At 60.3% G+C, this 15,188-nt stretch carries 14 protein-coding genes; 2 read left to right on the forward strand and 12 right to left on the reverse strand.

Annotated features, from left to right (window positions below; genetic code table 11):
- Positions 1 to 26 precede the first annotated feature (26 nt).
- The 11 genes from HU767_RS20070 to HU767_RS20120 all read right to left on the reverse strand — a co-directional run bounded on the left by HU767_RS20070 (position 27) and on the right by HU767_RS20120 (position 12,488).
- Positions 27 to 701 carry an NADH-quinone oxidoreductase subunit B gene (locus HU767_RS20070; RefSeq protein ID WP_030141322.1) on the reverse strand — a complete coding sequence of 225 codons (675 nt, stop codon included), beginning with the start codon at positions 699 to 701 and terminating at the stop codon, positions 27 to 29.
- Between the two features lie 10 nt (positions 702 to 711).
- Positions 712 to 1,125 (reverse strand): NADH-quinone oxidoreductase subunit A, encoded by a 414-nt coding sequence (locus tag HU767_RS20075; RefSeq protein WP_003203367.1) that lies wholly within the window; start codon positions 1,123 to 1,125, stop codon positions 712 to 714.
- 662 nt (positions 1,126 to 1,787) lie between these two features.
- The gene (gene aceA / locus HU767_RS20080) at positions 1,788 to 3,113 is read right to left on the reverse strand and encodes an isocitrate lyase (protein ID WP_014337679.1); all 1,326 of its coding nucleotides are present in this window, start codon (positions 3,111 to 3,113) and stop codon (positions 1,788 to 1,790) included.
- Positions 3,114 to 3,570: 457 nt separating this feature from the next.
- The gene (locus HU767_RS20085) at positions 3,571 to 4,332 is read right to left on the reverse strand and encodes a secretin N-terminal domain-containing protein (RefSeq protein WP_186709767.1); all 762 of its coding nucleotides are present in this window, start codon (positions 4,330 to 4,332) and stop codon (positions 3,571 to 3,573) included.
- Positions 4,333 to 4,587: 255 nt separating this feature from the next.
- Positions 4,588 to 5,013, reverse strand: coding sequence for a GNAT family N-acetyltransferase (locus HU767_RS20090; protein ID WP_186730310.1), 426 nt, complete (start codon positions 5,011 to 5,013; stop codon positions 4,588 to 4,590).
- Positions 5,006 to 6,172 (reverse strand): cupin domain-containing protein, encoded by a 1,167-nt coding sequence (locus HU767_RS20095; protein ID WP_122568505.1) that lies wholly within the window; start codon positions 6,170 to 6,172, stop codon positions 5,006 to 5,008. Before HU767_RS20095 ends, HU767_RS20090 begins: the two co-directional genes overlap by 8 nt.
- A gap of 84 nt (positions 6,173 to 6,256) precedes the next feature.
- Positions 6,257 to 7,627, reverse strand: coding sequence for an adenylosuccinate lyase (gene purB, locus HU767_RS20100; RefSeq protein ID WP_186730311.1), 1,371 nt, complete (start codon positions 7,625 to 7,627; stop codon positions 6,257 to 6,259).
- A 270-nt stretch (positions 7,628 to 7,897) separates the two neighbouring features.
- A complete protein-coding gene (hflD, locus tag HU767_RS20105; protein ID WP_053123192.1) occupies positions 7,898 to 8,521 on the reverse strand; it encodes a high frequency lysogenization protein HflD in 624 nt (207 codons plus the stop codon).
- Positions 8,518 to 9,642 carry a tRNA 2-thiouridine(34) synthase MnmA gene (mnmA, locus tag HU767_RS20110; protein WP_186709770.1) on the reverse strand — a complete coding sequence of 375 codons (1,125 nt, stop codon included), beginning with the start codon at positions 9,640 to 9,642 and terminating at the stop codon, positions 8,518 to 8,520. Before mnmA ends, hflD begins: the two co-directional genes overlap by 4 nt.
- Positions 9,643 to 9,701: 59 nt before the next feature.
- The gene (locus HU767_RS20115) at positions 9,702 to 10,148 is read right to left on the reverse strand and encodes an NUDIX hydrolase (RefSeq protein ID WP_186709771.1); all 447 of its coding nucleotides are present in this window, start codon (positions 10,146 to 10,148) and stop codon (positions 9,702 to 9,704) included.
- Between the two features lie 114 nt (positions 10,149 to 10,262).
- Positions 10,263 to 12,488, reverse strand: a complete 2,226-nt coding sequence (locus HU767_RS20120) for an NADP-dependent isocitrate dehydrogenase (protein WP_186730312.1) — start codon at positions 12,486 to 12,488, stop codon at positions 10,263 to 10,265.
- Positions 12,489 to 12,970: 482 nt separating this feature from the next.
- Between HU767_RS20120 and icd the strand changes: the two genes are divergently transcribed.
- A complete protein-coding gene (gene icd / locus HU767_RS20125) occupies positions 12,971 to 14,227 on the forward strand; it encodes an NADP-dependent isocitrate dehydrogenase (protein ID WP_046064959.1) in 1,257 nt (418 codons plus the stop codon).
- Between the two features lie 80 nt (positions 14,228 to 14,307).
- Here icd and HU767_RS20130 read toward each other — a convergent pair whose 3' ends face one another.
- The gene (locus HU767_RS20130; RefSeq protein ID WP_272972406.1) at positions 14,308 to 14,583 is read right to left on the reverse strand and encodes a cold shock domain-containing protein; all 276 of its coding nucleotides are present in this window, start codon (positions 14,581 to 14,583) and stop codon (positions 14,308 to 14,310) included.
- Between the two features lie 227 nt (positions 14,584 to 14,810).
- Between HU767_RS20130 and clpS the strand changes: the two genes are divergently transcribed.
- The gene (gene clpS / locus HU767_RS20135) at positions 14,811 to 15,173 is read left to right on the forward strand and encodes an ATP-dependent Clp protease adapter ClpS (protein ID WP_186709774.1); all 363 of its coding nucleotides are present in this window, start codon (positions 14,811 to 14,813) and stop codon (positions 15,171 to 15,173) included.
- The last annotated feature ends 15 nt before the right edge of the window (positions 15,174 to 15,188 follow it).

The raw sequence follows: 15,188 nt of genomic DNA on the forward strand, positions 1-15,188 counted from the left end.
CGTTTCTTGTACAGAGCAGAGCTGGATCAGACTTCGTCGGGGCTGCGCAGGTTGGTGACTGCGATACGCTGTTCGCGGCGCTGTTCCTTTTGCGACGGCATCTCGGCGCGATAGACGCCTTGATCGCCTACGACCCAGGACAGTGGGCGACGCTCCTGGCCAATCGACTCCTGCAACAGCATCAAGCCTTGCAGGAACGCTTCAGGGCGAGGTGGGCAGCCAGGCACGTAGACGTCCACGGGCAGGAATTTGTCCACGCCTTGAACGACGGAATAGATGTCGTACATGCCACCGGAGTTGGCGCACGAACCCATGGAGATGACCCACTTGGGTTCGAGCATTTGCTCGTAGAGACGCTGGATGATCGGCGCCATCTTGATGAAGCAGGTACCGGCGATAACCATGAAATCCGCCTGGCGCGGCGATGCCCGGATCACCTCGGCGCCAAAGCGCGCGATGTCGTGGGGCGCCGTGAAGGCGGTGGTCATTTCCACGTAGCAGCACGAAAGGCCGAAGTTGTACGGCCACAGGGAGTTCTTGCGACCCCAGTTGACCGTGCTGTTCAGCACGTCTTCGAGCTTGCCCATGAAGATGTTCTTGTGGACTTGATCTTCTAACGGATCGGCGACGGTTTCCCGCTTGCCAATCGGATACTGCTCGTTAGGAGCATCGGGGTCGATCCTGGTGAGATTGTATTGCATTGCCAAAGCCTCATTGTTTCAGCTTCGCTTGCCGCTTGCGCCGAGCTTCCGGAGCCCAATCAAGTGCCCCCACCCGGTAAAGGTAGACAAGACCTGCCAACAGAATTGCTATGAAAACGAGAGCTTCGACGAATCCGGTCCAGCCGCTTTCGCGGACGGACACAGACCATGCAAAGAGAAAGAGGGCTTCGATATCGAAGATCACGAACAGCATCGCGACCAGATAGAATTTGGCTGAGAGCCGCAAGCGGGCGCCACCGGTAGGTAGCATGCCGGACTCGAACGGTTCATTTTTGCTGCGGCCCCAGGCTTTTGACCCAAGCAGGCTCGACACGCCGAGCATGAAAGCACACAGGCCAACAACGCCCAGAAGGAAAATGGCAAAGCCCCAGTTGTGGGCCATGAGTCCTGTCGCTTCGGACATGCTGGAAATCCTTAACAGAGAGCAAAGGTCTCTGAGCTTGAATGAAATAACGCAGTGACGATATGTCGCAGCAATCAATCGCGGTGATTTTATGGCTAAACACCGGGCAAGTAAAATTCCTATAGCGAAATTATTTATTGGAATAAGGACATAGCGCGCCTCCATGACCCCGCAGCCCCGGCGGGGCGGGCATTGACCCGTTATTCAACAATTATATTTCGTGCAGGTTGTAACAAGGAAAGCCTCAGCTAAATGATAATTATTATTGTTTGGCGTGGCTTTTGATCAATGCTGCGCCGCAGTGGCTGAGAACTTTTCTTACATGCTCGTTAACTGCAGTTGTCAGCGCCGGCCGTTTTACTCTTTTTCAGACTGCCTGATACTGCGTTCGATCAATTTTTTTGTCTTTCCTGTAGGAACGCTTCCTTAAGGCTTGTCTGAATCTTGTGGCGAGGGAGCTTGCTCCCGCTTGAGCGCGAAGCGCTCACAAAAAGGCTGCTGCGCAGCCAGCGAGAGCAAGCTCCCTCGCCACGGAATCATTTCATGCGACTACATTGCTGCCAAAGCATAGGCAAAAAAAAGCCCCGAACCAGTCGGGGCGTCAGATCGTCGGCTTTGCGGTTAGCTTTTATTCGGTCCGCAAGGGCCGTTTAGCTCATGGATCAGTGGAACTGTTCTTCTTCGGTGGAGCCGGTCAGTGCGGTCACCGACGAAGTGCCGCCCTGGATCACGGTGGTCATGTCGTCGAAGTAGCCGGTGCCCACTTCCTGCTGGTGAGCCACGAAGGTGTAGCCCTTGGCGGCGTCAGCGAACTCCTGTTCTTGCAGCTTCACGTAGGCAGTCATGTCGTTGCGGGCGTAGTCGTGCGCCAGGTTGAACATGCTGTGCCACATGTTGTGAATGCCGGCCAGGGTGATGAACTGGTGCTTGTAGCCCATGGCGGACAGTTCGCGCTGGAACTTGGCGATGGTCGCGTCGTCCAGGTTTTTCTTCCAGTTGAAGGAAGGCGAGCAGTTGTACGACAGCAGTTGGTCCGGGTATTCCTTCTTGATCGCTTCGGCGAAGCGACGGGCTTCGTCCAGGTCCGGCTTGGCGGTTTCGCACCAGATCAGGTCGGCGTACGGCGCGTAGGCCAGGCCGCGGGCGATGGCTTGGTCGAGACCAGCGCGCACCTTATAGAAACCTTCCTGGGTACGGGTGCCGGTGACGAACGGCTGGTCGTACGGGTCGCAGTCCGAGGTCAGCAGGTCGGCGGCGTTGGCGTCGGTACGGGCCAGGATGATGGTCGGTACACCGGCTACGTCGGCGGCCAGGCGAGCAGCGGTCAGCTTCTGCACGGCTTCCTGGGTCGGCACCAGGACCTTGCCGCCCATGTGGCCGCATTTCTTCACCGAAGCCAGTTGGTCTTCGAAGTGAACGCCAGCGGCGCCTGCCTCAATCATGCTCTTCATCAGCTCGTAGGCGTTCAGGACACCGCCGAAACCGGCTTCGGCGTCAGCCACGATCGGTGCGAAGTAGTCGATGTAGCCTTCGTCGCCGGGGTTCTTGCCGGCTTTCCACTGGATCTGGTCGGCGCGACGGAACGAGTTGTTGATGCGCTTGACCACGGTTGGAACCGAGTCCACCGGGTACAGCGACTGGTCGGGGTACATCGACTCGGCGGAGTTGTTGTCCGCGGCCACTTGCCAGCCCGACAGGTAGATCGCCTGGATGCCGGCCTTGACTTGCTGTACAGCCTGGCCGCCGGTCAGGGCGCCCATGCAGTTGACGAAATCTTTCTCGGGACGGAAGGCTGGCTTGGCGCCCTGGGTGACCAGGTTCCAGAGCTTCTCGGCGCCCATCTTCGCAAAGGTGTGCTCAGGTTGAACCGAGCCACGCAGACGGACGACGTCAGCAGCGGAATAATTGCGCTTCACGCCTTTCCAGCGCGGGTTTTCAGCCCAGTCTTTTTCAAGGGCTGCAATTTGCTGTTCGCGTGTCAGTGCCATGGAGATAAACCTCGTCGCATAGGTCTTGGTGGAAAATTCCGGCTCCTGCCGACCAGGGGGCTGGCGTACAAGTCGGTTCAGGCGGGGTGGCGACGGGATGAACGATGGGCTCGAGGGGAAAGTGAGCAGGTAGGGGCGAACTGCGGGCGCATTCGGGCGTCGTGGGCCTTTCATACGAACTCAGAGTGATGCCGGGTTACCTAGTTACGCTTCCGTCCCTCGGGACAACTTCGTTCCAGTCGCAACCTCGTCAAACACACCTTGTGGGCGGTACAGACACGAATCGGCTCGCAGGGTAGTTGCAAGCGTCGACCCGAAGGCCCTTGCCAGGGCCCCTGATTAGCGGGAGCGAGGCCATCATGCCTTCGGTTTTTTGCCTCGTCAAACGTTTTGTAGTGCTTTTTTTATGGCACTACATCTTTGGTCTAATACGACTCATCAGTCAGTTTTTGGTGCTTCAGTTCAGGGTATCGACCTTGACCCGCAAAATCATGTCGTCGCGTCCCTGGGTCGAGTAGCTGCGGGTCAGGCCCTGTTTATCGGCCTGAGTCTGGCGATTCACGCCGGCCAGGGTGATCCATTCGCCCAGGCGTCCGCTGACCGTTGTGTCGGTACTCTGAACGTTCACTACATCGGGACGTTCCTGGCTCATGCGGTCACGGTTGGTACTGATGCTCAGGTGAACGGTTTCGCCGGTGACGCTGGCGGTGACATAGAAACCCTGGGTGACGTTACGGTATTCGGTCTGGCTTTGCAGGCGACCATAGTTGTCGGTCTGGCTGCTGGTGAACGGTACGCTCTGGCCGACCTGGATCAGCGCCGGCTGGCCTTCGCTGGCCTGCACCTGCTGCACGCCGCCGTCACGGCTGGCGGTGCTGCGGTTGATGATGCGGGTCTGGCTGGGCGCGGCGCCGTTGATGGAATAACCCTGGTCGCCCTGCAGGTTGTTTTCGTTGGTATCGACGGTGATCAGCAGGCGCTTGGGCGCGGTGTCCAGTTGGGCGAGGAATTGCCGGAGTTCTTCGATCTTGCCGGGCTCGGCATTGACGATCAGTTGGTTGCCGTAGGCACTGACCTGGCCGTCCTTGCCGATGAAATTCTGTGCCACCGGCAACAGGTCGGCGCTGGTGCGGTAGTTCAGTGGCACGATTTGCGTGTCGGCCATGGCTGACAGGCTGCCACCCAGTAGCAGGAGGGTCAGCAGGGTACGTAGAAGCATGTCCATTTCTCCGTGAGACAAAGGCCTGATATTGCCAGTTTGTCGGCCTCGGGTGGGGCAAGTTGAATGGTAGACGGCAAAACGCCCCGGCATCGGTGGATGGCGGGGCGTTTTGTGGTGTTGATGATGCTTTTGTGGCGAGGGAGCTTGCTCCCGCTGGGTCGCGCAGCGACCCCAAAAAAAGAGGGCCGCTGCGCAGCCCAGCGGGAGCAAGCTCCCTCGCCACAGGGTAGTGTGTTGCTGCTTCTGGCAGTGTCAGGCCGAGCGCCGCACCATGTCCACATGAGGAATGCCGGCCTCCAGGAACTCCTCGCTGACCACCGCAAACCCCAGCCGCTCATAGAACGGCGTGGCGTGCACCTGGGCGCTGAGCATCTGTTGGTGGAGCCCACGCTTCTCGGCTTCGGCGATCACGGCGTGCATCAGCGCATCGCCCACCTTCAGGCCGCGCCAGTCCTTGAGGACCGAGACCCGGCCGATATGGCCATCGGTCAGCAGGCGCGCGGTGCCGATGGGGAAGTCGCCTTCGAAGGCCAGGAAATGTACAGCGTCCTGATCATCCGAATCCCATTCCAGTTCGGGTGGTACGGATTGTTCGGCAATGAACACGGTCTCACGAATGCGCCGGATCTCGGCGTTATCCTTTTGCCAGTCTGCGACACGAACGTGAATTTTATTCATCGGCAAACCCCAGGCTGCCTTGCTTGACCAGCTCGCAGACCAGGCCGCGACCGTCTTCGTCGGCCAACCATGGGCCGAGGTTTTCGATGTGCAGGGCGTCGGCGGCGCAGATCATTTTCAGCAATTCACGCAGCTTGCCCGGCAGGTAGCGGCTCTGGCCGCTGGCGAACAGCAACAGGTCATCGTCGACTTCCGACCAGGCCAGGCGTGCGCTCGGGTTGCGGATGATCACGGCGCCTTGTTCCAGGCTGGCCAGCAGGTCGTCTTCTTCCAGTTCCGGGCCCACCACCAGCTCCGGGTAGCGTGGCTCGGTCATGAACTGGCCGAACCAGGTCAGCAGCAGGCGCTCGTCGCTCATGTGCTCGGCCAGCAGGCCCTTGAGGCGGTCCAGGGCGTCGTGCTGGATCTGGTGCGGGTCGGCCACCGGGCGCGCGTCGGCGTCGGTGTAGCGCTCTTCGTCCGGCAGGAACTGGCTCAAGAAGTCGGTGAAGTGAGTCAGTACTTCAGCGGCGCTCGGCGCACGGAAACCCACCGAGTAGGTCATGCAGTCGTCCACGGCCACGCCGCAGTGGGCCAGGCGCGGCGGCAGGTAGAGCATGTCGCCGGGTTCCAGGACCCACTCGTCAGTGGCTTCGAAGTCGGCGAGGATGCGCAGGTCGGCGTGTTGCAGCAGTGGACTTTCGGAATCGCACATCTGGCCGATTTTCCAGTTGCGCTGGCCATGGCCTTGCAACAGGAACACGTCATAGTTATCGAAATGCGGACCCACGCTGCCACCCGGGGCGGCAAAGCTGATCATCACGTCGTCGATGCGCCAGCTCGGCAGGAAGCGGAAGTTCTCCAGCAGTTCGCTGACTTCCGGTACGAACTGATCCACCGCCTGCACCAGCAGGGTCCACTCGCGCTCCGGCAGCTTGCTGAATTCGTCTTCGGCGAACGGGCCGCGACGCAACTCCCAGGGGCGCTCGCCGTGCTCGATCACCAGGCGCGATTCGACTTCTTCTTCCAGGGCCAGGCCGGCCAGCTCGTCGGCATCGATCGGGCTTTGGAAGTCAGGAATCGCCTGACGGATCAGCAGGGGTTTTTTCTGCCAGTAGTCGCGCAGGAACTCCCGTGCCGTGATGCCGCCCAGGAGTTGCAGAGGAATATCAGGATTCATGTGTAACCTATTGAAAAAATATACTTTTCAGACGCGAATAAAAACGCCCGGCGCGGCCGGGCGTCTCAAAGGTAAAGCGATGGATCAGATGCGCTTGGCTTGTGCCGCCGCGTTGCCGATGTAGCTGGCTGGCGTGAGCTTCTTCAGCTCGGCCTTGGCTTCGGCTGGCATGTCCAGGCCATCGATGAAAGTCTGCAGCGCTTCAGGGCTGATGCCCTTGCCACGGGTCAGTTCTTTCAGCTTTTCATACGGGTTTTCGATGTTGTAGCGACGCATCACGGTCTGGATCGGCTCGGCCAGGACTTCCCAGCAAGCGTCCAGGTCGGCGGCGATCTTCTGCTCGTTCAGTTCCAGCTTGCTGATGCCCTTGAGGCTGGCTTCATAGGCAATGACGCTATGGGCAAAGCCCACGCCCAGGTTGCGCAGCACGGTGGAGTCGGTCAGGTCGCGCTGCCAGCGGGAGATCGGCAGTTTGCTCGCCAAATGCTGGAACAGTGCGTTGGCGATGCCCAGGTTGCCTTCGGAGTTTTCGAAGTCGATCGGGTTGACCTTGTGCGGCATGGTCGAGGAGCCGATTTCGCCAGCGATGGTGCGCTGCTTGAAGTAACCCAGGGAGATGTAGCCCCAGATGTCACGGTCGAAGTCGATCAGGATGGTGTTGAAGCGTGCGATCGCGTCGAACAGCTCGGCGATGTAGTCGTGCGGTTCGATCTGGGTGGTGTACGGGTTGAAGCTCAGGCCCAGTTCGTCTTCGATGAAGGCGCGGGCGTTGGCTTCCCAGTCGATGTCCGGGTAGGCCGACAGGTGGGCGTTGTAGTTGCCCACGGCGCCGTTGATCTTGCCCAGCAGCGGCACGGCGGCCACTTGGGCGATCTGGCGCTCCAGGCGGTAGACCACGTTCGCCAGTTCCTTGCCCAGGGTGGTCGGCGAAGCCGGTTGACCGTGGGTGCGCGACAGCATTGGCACGTCGGCGAAGCGGATCGCCAGCTCGCGGATGGCCTGGGCGGTCTGGCGCATCAGTGGCAGCATCACCTCATCACGGCCTTCGCGCAGCATCAGGGCGTGGGACAGGTTGTTGATGTCCTCGCTGGTGCAGGCGAAGTGGATGAACTCGCTGACGTTGGCCAGTTCCGGCAGCTTGGCCGCCTGCTCCTTGAGCAGGTATTCGATGGCCTTGACGTCGTGGTTGGTGGTGCGCTCGATCTCTTTGACGCGCTCGGCGTGCTCCAGCACAAAGTTTTCCGCCAGGGTGTCGAGCACCGCGTTGGCTTCGGCGGAGAACGCCGGGACTTCAGGGATGGCAGGGTGAGCGGCCAGGCGCTGGAGCCAGCGCACTTCAACCAGGACGCGGGCACGGATCAGGCCGTACTCGCTGAAGATCGGGCGCAGGGCCTGGGTTTTGCCGGCGTAGCGGCCGTCAACAGGGGAAACCGCAGTGAGCGAAGAGAGCTGCATGGGGTGTTCTCGGACAGTCGGGCAACGAAATGGGGCGCGTATCATACATGAAAACCAGCGCCGGTCCGTCGCCAACTGACCGGCGTGTTACGCGTAACGAGCAAAACTGTTTATCACCCGTGGCGAGGGGATTTATCCCCGTTGGGCTGCGAAGCGGCCCCAAACCAGGCAACTCGGTGCGCCGGAACATTGAGTTCGCTGCTTTTAGGGCTGCTGCGCAGCCCAGCGGGGATAAATCCCCTCGCCACAAAAAAAGCAAGTTGAGGCGACTTATTCGTTGCGCATCAACGGGTAAAGCTCTTTGAGCAATTTGCGTCGGCTGATCACCAACTGCCAGCGATGGCCACCCAACTGCCGCCACAGCCGTGCCGAGCGGATCCCGGCCAGGAGCAGGGCGCGGATTTTCGAGGCATTGCTCGGCTGTTGCAGGTTACGCATGTCGCCATGCACCTGGATGCGCTGGCGCAAGGTACTCAAGGTGTCCTGGTACAGCGAGCCGCAGGCCGCGACGACGTTTTCGTGAGCCGGGCCGAAGTGTTCGACCTGGGACTGGATCTGCGGCAAGCGTTTGCCGATGGTCTCCAGCAGGTCGTCGCGCTTGGCCAGTTGGCGCTCGAGGCCCAGCATCGACAGGGCATAGCGCAGCGGTTCGCGTTGCAGGGCGCTGGGGTCGCGCTCCAGGGCGCCAATCAGTGCACGGTAACCTTCACGCAGGTTCAAGTCGTCGCCGCCGTAGACCTCCAGGGTGTCCTTGGGGTCGCGAACCAGCAGGCTGCCGAGCATGCAGGCCACGCCTGCTTCGGAGGCCTGGCCGGTCTTGGCGATCCGGTCCACCAGCACGGCGGCGAGAAACACACCGCCCAATGCCGTCAGTTGTTCCTGGATAGGGGTCATGCCTGGCTGCTCCAGGGTTGCGCGACTTCGATCACGCCGCCGCCCAGGCAGACGTCGCCGTCGTAGAACACCACGGACTGGCCGGGGGTGACCGCCCGCTGCGGGTCATCGAAGGTGGCGCGGTAGCCCGTGGCGGTTTTTTCCAGGGTGCAGGGCTGGTCGCTCTGGCGATAGCGAACCTTGGCCGTCAGGCGGCGAGGTTCGCTGAGGTCGATCGGGTTGACCCAATAGATGTCGGAGGCGAGCAGGGCGCGGGAAAACAGCCAGGGATGGTCGTTGCCCTGGCCGACGATCAGCTCGTTGTGTTCCAGGTCCTTGACCAGCACGTACCACGGCTCTTCGCCGGCGTCTTTCAGTCCGCCGATGCCCAGGCCTTGGCGCTGGCCGATGGTGTGGTACATCAGGCCATGGTGACGGCCGATGACCTCGCCTTCGGTGGTCTTGATCTCGCCCGGCTGGGCCGGCAGGTATTGCTTGAGGAAATCGCTGAAACGACGCTCGCCAATGAAGCAGATCCCAGTGGAATCTTTCTTCTTGGCTGTGGCCAGGTCATGTTTCTCCGCAATTGCCCGTACTTCGGGCTTTTCCAGTTCGCCAACCGGGAACAGGGTCTTGGCGATCTGCTCGCCGCCGACGGCATGCAGGAAGTAGCTCTGGTCCTTGTTCGGGTCCAGGCCCTTGAGCAGTTCGGTGCGGCCGTCGATGTCGCGGCGACGTACGTAGTGGCCGGTGGCGATCAGGTCGGCGCCGAGCATCATGGCGTAGTCGAGGAACGCCTTGAACTTGATTTCACGGTTGCAGAGGATGTCCGGGTTCGGCGTGCGGCCGGCCTTGTATTCGGCCAGGAAGTGCTCGAACACGTTGTCCCAGTACTCGGCGGCGAAGTTGGCGGTGTGCAGCTTGATGCCAATCTTGTCGCACACGGCCTGGGCGTCCGCCAGGTCGTCCATGGCGGTGCAGTATTCGGTTCCGTCGTCTTCTTCCCAGTTCTTCATGAACAGGCCTTCCACCTCGTAACCCTGCTCGATCAGCAGAAGGGCGGAAACGGAAGAGTCCACGCCGCCGGACATGCCGACAATGACGCGTTGCTTGGGAGTGTTCGAAGAGGCTGGATCACGCATAGGAGTTCAATGAGTGTCTTGAAAAAGGACGCGATTCTATCAGGCCCGGGCGCGCAAGGCTAAAGAGAAGGACGGATAAGCTCCAGGCTATGGCGATGGCCGGCCAGATAATCGTCGATGCAGCGGATGATCAGCTCGCTGCGCCAGTGTTCGCGCTGTTCGAGCAGTTCGTCGCGGGTCAGCCATCTGGCGCCGAGGATGCCGTCGTCCAGTTGGTATTCGGGATGGTGTTTCAGGGCCTTGGCGGCGAAGCAGACCCGTTGGTAAGTCACACCGTTGCTAGGGGCGGTGTAGAGGTAGATGCCGGTGACGCTGGTGGGCTCGACGTCCCAGCCGGTTTCTTCGAGGGTTTCGCGCACGGCGGCTTCGATCAGGGTTTCGTTGGGGTCCAGGTGGCCGGCGGGCTGGTTGAGTACTGCGCGTCCGCCCTTGGATTCTTCCACCATCAGGAAGCGGCCGTGGTCTTCGACGATGGTGGCGACGGTGATGTGGGGGTGCCAGTTCATGATGGTTCCTCTATTTTCAGATTGGAATGCCGATCTCACAGGGGATTGTTATCAGGGACGGCAGAAACACAAACCCCGGCACAAGGCCGGGGTTCGTGGTGCTTCCTTACAACCTTACACCAGCGCAGCAATCGCCGCGTTGAAGGTGTTGCTCGGGCGCATGGCCTTGCTGGTCAGTTCCGGGTTGGCGAAGTAGTAGCCGCCGATGTCCACGGGCTTGCCTTGCACGGCATTGAGTTCGGCAACGATTTTTTCTTCGTTGTCGGTCAATGTCTTGGCCAGGGTGGTGAACTGGGCCTTGAGGGCTGCGTCGTCATCCTGGGCGGCCAGTGCCTGGGCCCAGAACAGGGTCAGGTAGAAGTGGCTGCCGCGGTTGTCGATGCCGCCGACCTTGCGCGAAGGCGACTTGTTGCGGTCCAGGAACTCGCCGGTAGCCTGGTCGAGGGTCTTGGCCAGCACCAGGGCTTTCGGGTTGTTATAGGTCACGCCCAGGTGTTCCAGGGACGCGGCCAGGGCCAGGAACTCGCCCAGGGAATCCCAGCGCAGGAAGTTCTCTTCCAGCAACTGCTGAACGTGCTTGGGTGCCGAACCGCCGGCGCCGGTTTCGAACAGGCCACCGCCGTTCATCAGCGGCACGATGGACAGCATCTTGGCGCTGGTGCCCAGTTCCATGATCGGGAACAGGTCGGTCAGGTAGTCACGCAGCACGTTGCCGGTCACCGAAATGGTGTCCTTGCCTTCGCGGGTGCGGCCCAGGGTGAACTTCATCGCGTCGACAGGCGACATGATGCGGATGTCCAGGCCGCTGGTGTCGTGGTCCTTCAGGTAGGCCTGGACCTTCTCGATGACCACGCCATCGTGGGCGCGCATCGGGTCCAGCCAGAAGATCGCCGGGGTGCTGCTGGCGCGGGCACGGTTGACGGCCAGCTTGACCCAATCCTGGATCGGCGCGTCCTTGGTCTGGCACATGCGGAAGATATCGCCAGCCTCGACGTTCTGCTCCAGCAGGGTCTGACCGTTGTTGTCCGAAACACGTACCACACCGGCGACCTTGATCTGGAAGGTCTTGTCGTGGGAGCCGTACTCTTCGGCTTTCTTGGCCATCAGGCCGACGTTCGGCACGCTGCCCATGGTGGTTGGGTCGAAGGCGCCGTGTTGCTTGCAGTCTTCGATCACCGCCTGGTAGATGGTGGCGTAGCAGCGATCCGGGATCACGGCCTTGGTGTCGTGCAGCTGGCCGTCGGTGCCCCACATCTTGCCGGAGTCACGGATCATGGCCGGCATCGAGGCGTCGACGATGACGTCGCTCGGCACGTGCAGGTTGGTGATGCCTTTGTCGGAGTTGACCATCGCCAGGGATGGGCGTGCCGCGTAGACCGCCTGGATGTCGGCTTCGATCTGCGCCTGCTGTTCGGCCGGCAGGGCCTTGATGCGGGCGTACAGGTCGCCGATGCCGTTGTTCAGGTTGAAGCCGATCTGCTCCAGCACTTGCGCGTGCTTGGCCAGGGCGTCTTTATAGAACTCGGCCACGATCTGGCCGAACATGATCGGGTCGGAGACCTTCATCATGGTGGCCTTGAGGTGAACCGACAGCAGCACGCCTTTTTGCTTGGCGTCTTCGATTTCAGCGGCGATGAAGTCACGCAGGGCGTTTTTGCTCATCACGGCGCAGTCGAGGATCTCACCGGCTTGTACGGTGGTCTTTTCCTTCAGGACAGTGGCAGTGCCGTCCTGGGCGATCAGCTCGATTTTCACGCTGCCGGCGGCGTCGATCAGGGCGGCTTTTTCGCTGCCGTAGAAATCGCCGGTGCTCATGTGGGCTACATGGGACTTGGAGTCGGCTGCCCAGGCGCCCATCTTGTGCGGGTGCTTGCGGGCGTAGTTCTTGACCGACAGCGGTGCGCGACGATCGGAGTTGCCTTCGCGCAGGACCGGGTTCACGGCGCTGCCCTTGATCTTGTCGTAGCGGGCGCGGGCGTCTTTCTCGGCATCAGTGGTCACGGTTTCCGGGTAGTCCGGCAGTGCGTAGCCCTGGGCCTGCAATTCCTTGATCGCGGCCTGCAGTTGCGGCACCGAGGCGCTGATGTTCGGCAGCTTGATGATGTTGGCTTCGGGCGTAACGGCCAGGTCGCCCAGTTCGGCGAGGTGGTCGGCTACGGCTTTGTCACCCAGTTGCTCGGGGAAGCTGGCCAGGATGCGCCCTGCGAGGGAGATATCGCGGGTTTCCACGGCGATATCGGCCGAAGCGGTAAAGGCTTCGACGATCGGCAGCAGCGAATAGGTGGCGAGGGCAGGCGCTTCGTCGGTGAAGGTATAGATGATCTTCGAGCGGGTGGGCATATTCGGATTAACTCTCTTCTTTGCTAAAGCATGCGCAGAAACTCGAGGGGCGCCGGGTAAGCGCGTTCGTTCAAAGTCATCCGTGAGCCGAATGTCGAGGTTTCTTCGCGGTGATGTTGGGTGCATCAGTCGAGCGTCAAGCGGTCGGGCCGCGGTAACGGTCCGGCTTTCAAAATGGCGGAAAGTCTCGTAATAGAGCCATCAGCCGTCGTGACCCTGTGGTCAGCGGCGGCATTATACATAGGTAGCTGGCGATCTGCCGATGGTTCATAGACTTCCGTACACGTCCATTGGTCTAAACGTCGCAGTACTCCTGGGGCGGACTATGCTCATGTTTGGCGCTTTTCCCTTGGTTTTCAGGCTTGTACACGGCCAAGTGCAAGGCTTTGCCACGGATGGGCCTAACGTAGGGTTTGCGTGCCGATTCAACTGGGGTACGCTCGAACGCAGCCAGATGTTCAATCCAAGCAATGGAGTTCAGCATGGGGTATCAAAAGATTCAGGTTCCAGCCGTCGGTGACAAAATCACCGTCAATGCAGACCATTCTCTTAATGTTCCCGACAACCCGATCATCCCCTTCATCGAAGGCGACGGCATTGGCGTCGATATTAGTCCGGTCATGATCAAGGTTGTGGACGCTGCGGTTCAGAAGGCCTATGGCGGCAAGCGCAAGATTTCCTGGATGGAAGTCTATGCCGGTGAGAAAGCGACCCAGGTCTACGACCAGGACACCTGGCTGCCCCAGGAAACCCTGGATGCGGTCAAGGACTACGTGGTGTCCATCAAGGGCCCGCTGACCACGCCGGTTGGTGGCGGTATCCGTTCGTTGAACGTAGCCCTGCGCCAGCAGCTCGACCTGTATGTCTGCCTGCGCCCGGTGCGCTGGTTCGAAGGCGTGCCAAGCCCGGTCAAGAAGCCTGGCGACGTGGACATGACGATCTTCCGTGAGAACTCCGAGGACATCTACGCGGGCATCGAGTGGAAGGCCGGTTCGGCCGAGGCCACCAAGGTCATCAAGTTCCTGAAAGAAGAAATGGGCGTGACCAAGATCCGCTTCGATGAGGATTGCGGCATCGGCGTCAAGCCGGTTTCCAAGCAGGGCACCAAGCGCCTGGCTCGCAAGGCCTTGCAATACGTGGTCGACAACGATCGTGAATCGCTGACCATCGTGCACAAAGGCAACATCATGAAGTTCACCGAAGGTGCCTTCAAGGAATGGGCCTACGAAGTGGCGGCCGAGGAATTCGGCGCGACCCTGCTCGACGGTGGGCCGTGGATGCAGTTCAAGAACCCGCGGACCGGCAAGAACGTCATCGTCAAGGACGCCATCGCCGATGCGATGTTGCAGCAGATCCTGTTGCGTCCAGCTGAATATGACGTGATCGCCACCCTGAACCTGAACGGTGACTACCTGTCCGACGCCCTGGCGGCGGAAGTGGGCGGCATCGGCATCGCGCCGGGCGCCAACCTGTCCGACACCGTGGCGATGTTCGAGGCCACCCACGGTACCGCGCCCAAGTACGCTGGCAAGGACCAGGTCAACCCGGGTTCGCTGATCCTGTCGGCGGAAATGATGCTGCGTCACATGGGTTGGACCGAAGCGGCCGACCTGATCATCAAGGGCACCAATGGCGCGATTTCGGCCAAGACCGTGACCTATGACTTCGAACGCTTGATGGAGGGTGCCAAGCTGGTGTCGTCCTCGGGCTTCGGTGATGCCCTGATTTCGCACATGTAAGCGAATCGGCCCTCAGCGCGAATGCCCGGCTCGAGTGATCGAGCCGGGCATTTTCATTCAGGCGGGGAGGCGACTGGCGGTCAGTGCGTCTCGGTAACCCTGAAACTGACAGGGGCGGGTGCGGGTGCGTCTTCGATAGGGACAACCTTGATGTCGACCGCATGCAGGCCCCTGGGGCCCTGGATGACGTTGAACATCACGGGTTGCCCTGCCTTCAGGGTCTTGTAGCCTTCCATCTCGATCGCCGAATAATGGGCGAACAGGTCTTCGTTATCCCTGCCGTCCGCGAGAATGAAACCGTAACCCTTGGCATTATTGAACCATTTCACCTTACCCTTCATCTTGACGCCCGACATAAGCCATTTCCCTCTGCAACGCACTCCATCACTGGAGTATCATCCAGTCCATCCGCAGGCTAATCTTGTTATCAGGATAGATTCCACGGACCTTTTTAACCCACGATGGGCTCTATTGGTTGTAACACCGATTTCCCGATAGTCAAGGTGGCTCCGGTGGTCGTGGTTGAAATCGCCCACAAGCGCCCCCATCACTGTATTCGCCAACTAAACGAACCTTTCTTTCCATGCATGCAGTCAGCCAGATTCGACTAACATTCAATCAGGATCGCCCGGATCTACACGACGACGATTCCGCAGGCATTGCTGTTCAGGAAGCAAAGCCGACATTACAGGCGCCACCGATGTACAAGGTGGTTTTGTTCAACGATGACTACACACCGATGGATTTCGTCGTCGAAGTGCTCGAGGTGTTTTTTAACCTGAATCGGGAGCTGGCGACCAAGGTCATGCTGGCCGTCCATACAGAGGGACGGGCAGTATGTGGAGTGTTTACCCGCGACATCGCCGAGACTAAGGCCATGCAGGTCAACCAGTACGCCCGGGAAAGCCAGCATCCGCTACTCTGTGAAATCGAGAAGGACGGTTAACGCCGACCACTTGGG

The sequence above is a fragment of the Pseudomonas sp. SWRI179 genome (assembly GCF_014268705.1).
GTDB lineage: Bacteria > Pseudomonadota > Gammaproteobacteria > Pseudomonadales > Pseudomonadaceae > Aquipseudomonas > Aquipseudomonas zanjanensis.

Bases quoted from the DNA above. Each gene is read 5' to 3' on its own strand.
- HU767_RS20070 (WP_030141322.1), bottom strand. From the start codon at position 701: ATGCAATACAATCTCACCAGGATCGACCCCGATGCTCCTAACGAGCAG.
- HU767_RS20075 (WP_003203367.1), bottom strand. From the start codon at position 1,125: ATGTCCGAAGCGACAGGACTCATGGCCCACAACTGGGGCTTTGCCATT.
- aceA (WP_014337679.1), bottom strand. From the start codon at position 3,113: ATGGCACTGACACGCGAACAGCAAATTGCAGCCCTTGAAAAAGACTGG.
- HU767_RS20085 (WP_186709767.1), bottom strand. From the start codon at position 4,332: ATGCTTCTACGTACCCTGCTGACCCTCCTGCTACTGGGTGGCAGCCTG.
- HU767_RS20090 (WP_186730310.1), bottom strand. From the start codon at position 5,013: ATGAATAAAATTCACGTTCGTGTCGCAGACTGGCAAAAGGATAACGCC.
- HU767_RS20095 (WP_122568505.1), bottom strand. From the start codon at position 6,172: ATGAATCCTGATATTCCTCTGCAACTCCTGGGCGGCATCACGGCACGG.
- purB (WP_186730311.1), bottom strand. From the start codon at position 7,627: ATGCAGCTCTCTTCGCTCACTGCGGTTTCCCCTGTTGACGGCCGCTAC.
- hflD (WP_053123192.1), bottom strand. From the start codon at position 8,521: ATGACCCCTATCCAGGAACAACTGACGGCATTGGGCGGTGTGTTTCTC.
- mnmA (WP_186709770.1), bottom strand. From the start codon at position 9,642: ATGCGTGATCCAGCCTCTTCGAACACTCCCAAGCAACGCGTCATTGTC.
- HU767_RS20115 (WP_186709771.1), bottom strand. From the start codon at position 10,148: ATGAACTGGCACCCCCACATCACCGTCGCCACCATCGTCGAAGACCAC.
- HU767_RS20120 (WP_186730312.1), bottom strand. From the start codon at position 12,488: ATGCCCACCCGCTCGAAGATCATCTATACCTTCACCGACGAAGCGCCT.
- icd (WP_046064959.1), top strand. From the start codon at position 12,971: ATGGGGTATCAAAAGATTCAGGTTCCAGCCGTCGGTGACAAAATCACC.
- HU767_RS20130 (WP_272972406.1), bottom strand. From the start codon at position 14,583: ATGTCGGGCGTCAAGATGAAGGGTAAGGTGAAATGGTTCAATAATGCC.
- clpS (WP_186709774.1), top strand. From the start codon at position 14,811: ATGCATGCAGTCAGCCAGATTCGACTAACATTCAATCAGGATCGCCCG.